Consider the following 318-nt stretch of genomic DNA (forward strand, 5'->3'; position numbering starts at 1 on the left):
GGCCTGGTGACCGAAGTGTTTACCGTCAGCACCACCGACGGTGCCAGCAACACGGTGACCGTCAACAACCGGCAGCAAACGTCTGGCCAGGTGGTGACCGAAGTGTTCACCGTCAGCACCACCGACGGTGCCAGCAACACGGTGACCGTCAACATCACCGGCAGCAACGACGTCTCCACCCTGAGCAGCGCCACCGCCGCCTTGACCGAGACCAATGCAGCCCTGACCACCAGCGGCAGCCTGAGCGTGACCGACCTGGACGCCACCGCAGCGACGGTGCTGGCCCAGACCGGCACCAGCGGCAGCCTGAGCGTGACC

The 318-nt window shown here is 66.4% G+C and carries 1 protein-coding gene; it reads left to right on the forward strand.

Annotation, left to right across the window (positions count from 1 at the left end; genetic code table 11):
• Positions 1 to 102 precede the first annotated feature (102 nt).
• On the forward strand, positions 103 to 318 hold a 216-nt coding region (locus A0G03_RS22145; protein ID WP_425273370.1), incomplete at its 3' end, for a VCBS domain-containing protein.

The organism is Pectobacterium peruviense, assembly GCF_002847345.1.
Lineage (GTDB): Bacteria > Pseudomonadota > Gammaproteobacteria > Enterobacterales > Enterobacteriaceae > Pectobacterium > Pectobacterium peruviense.